2 protein-coding genes are annotated in these 1,794 nt (G+C 62.9%); one reads left to right on the top strand and one right to left on the bottom strand.

All coding sequences use genetic code 11. The annotated features are described in order from the left end of the window. Positions 1-931: aminotransferase class I/II-fold pyridoxal phosphate-dependent enzyme (locus WCA85_RS03080; protein WP_424061702.1), on the bottom strand; the 931-nt coding region annotated here is incomplete at its 3' end. 147 nt (positions 932-1,078) lie between these two features. Between WCA85_RS03080 and rsgA the strand changes: the two genes are divergently transcribed. Beyond that, a partial coding sequence (gene rsgA, locus WCA85_RS03075) for a GTPase RsgA (protein WP_424061701.1) occupies positions 1,079-1,794 on the top strand: 716 nt, incomplete at its 3' end.

The following is a 1,794-nucleotide window of genomic DNA, read 5'->3' as shown; positions in this document are numbered from 1 at the left end:
GACGGGCGTTATGCAGGCGTCCTCCGGGTGAAGTGAGCGCACCGATCGTCGGCGTGTCCTGCAGGGCCGGAATCACCGCCCACTGCGCCGTGACATTGGCGCACAAGCGCAACGCGGCCAGCAGTTGCAGCGCATCGCGATAGTCGTGCGTATGCGCCGGATCGCCGGACAAACTCAACCAACCCACGCGATAACCGCAGGCACGATGCACCTTGCTCAGGCCGCCGAAGCTAATGCATGGCGTATTGCCGGCGACGTCGGCCAACGGTTGGAATGACGTGCCGTCGTAGAGAATTTCATCGTAGATCTCGTCGCACAACAGCAACAGCCGGTGACGCGCGGCGACGGCGACCAGCTGTTCCAGCAACGCACGCGGATACACCGCGCCGGTGGGATTGTTCGGATTGATCAACACCAATGCGCGCGTGCGCGGTGTGATCAATGCCTCGATCTCTTCCGGATCGGGCATGTGCCGGTTTTCGGCCAAGCAACGGTAATAGCGCGGCACGCCGCCGTTGAGAATGGTGGCAGCGCTCCACAGCGGATAATCCGGGCTGGGCAGCAACACTTCGTCACCTTGCTGCAGCAGCGCGCGCAGGCTTAGATCAATCAGCTCACTGACGCCGTTGCCGATGAAGATGCGTTCCACTTCGACGTGACGTGCACCGCGTGTACGCTGTTGCGCCGCAATGGCTTCGCGTGCCTCCTCCAAACCTTGCTCGTGACCGTAGGCTTCGCTCTCGTGCAGGTGCGCGGCAATGGCCTCACGCAAATGATCGGGCACGGAGAACCCATAGCGCGCCGGGTTGCCGATATTGAGCTTGATGATCGGCTGTCCAGCCGCTTCCAGTTCGCGTGCGCGACGAGTCAGCGCACCACGGATTTCATAGCGCACCTCTGCCAGATGCGCACTTGGTTTGATCGGAGCCAACGGCGGAGTCCTTCGTTTCTCTGGAAAAACCGGCTTACCGCCGGTTCGTTGAGATGCTAGCAGCGTCCGTGCGTCTCGTGGGAGGCGCCATAGGGCGAGAATCGAGGCAGACGACGGGCAGGGGCGCAGACATGCATAATCCAACTTATGAGCGATGCACAGACCATCGAACAGCTCCGTCACATCGGCTGGCGCGGCCAGACTTTACCGGGCGACGGACGACGCATTGCGCGGGTAGTGACCCAACATCGTGCCGGCTACGAACTACATGACGGCAGCCAGGTCTTCGGGGCCCAGCCGGCCGGGCATTTCCTCAAGCGCGGCCTGGATCCTGCCGAGCGGCCTTCCGTAGGCGATTTCGTGGAAATCGAGCCGGGCAAACCGCCGCACAACGTTATCGTGCAACCGCGGCGCACCGTGCTGTCGCGCGCCGCAGCGGGTGAGCGTTACGAGCGGCAAGTCATCGCCACCAACATCGACTACGTGCTGGTATTGACGGGTCTGGACGGCGACTTCAATCCGGCCCGGATCGAGCGCTACCTCTCGCTCACTGAAGGTTCCGGCGCGCAGCCGGTGGTGATCTTGAGCAAGCTGGACTTGCGTGAGGACAGCATCGCGCGCATCGCCGACCTACGCGCACGACTGCCAGCCGAGACACCCATTCACGCCATCAATGGCAAGGATCCGGCCAATGTGGCGGAGCTGGCGGCCTACCTCAAGCCCGGCGACAGTGCGGTGCTGGTCGGTTCCTCGGGTGCGGGCAAATCCACGCTCACTAACACCTTGCTGGGCAGTCAGCACATGGCTACCAAGGCCGTGCGCGAGCATGACAGTCGCGGCCGTCACACCACGACGTATCGCGC

This window comes from Paraburkholderia sp. (assembly GCF_049581445.1).
Taxonomy (GTDB): domain Bacteria; phylum Pseudomonadota; class Gammaproteobacteria; order Burkholderiales; family Burkholderiaceae; genus Paraburkholderia.
Note: the sequence above shows the minus strand (reverse complement) of the source record. Positions and strands in the feature narration are given on the sequence as shown.